Genomic DNA, 242 nt, shown 5'->3' on the forward strand with positions numbered 1-242 from the left:
ACACGACTAGGCAAATTTAAACAATTATACTGAATAGCAGTTATATTTTTGTTTAAATCTTTAGTCAGGTTGCCGTTTTCATCATATTCATACTCTGTGGACAAGTCAATACCGTCCTTGAACTCGAAGCCGTTATTGAAGGTAGAAGTGCCTGAACGGTCTGCCACCTTCTTTAACCGGTTACCGGCATAACTCAAAGAAAGATCATCAATCACATCATAACCCGTCGCTGAAGTCTGCCC

General features: G+C 40.5%; 1 pseudogene. It reads right to left on the reverse strand.

From position 1 onward, the window contains the following. Positions 1-242 (reverse strand): annotated as a pseudogene (locus tag BHV72_RS09585) (RHS repeat domain-containing protein); the annotation flags it as partial.

Source organism: Bacteroides sp. 43_46, assembly GCF_001915455.1.
GTDB lineage: Bacteria > Bacteroidota > Bacteroidia > Bacteroidales > Bacteroidaceae > Bacteroides > Bacteroides caccae.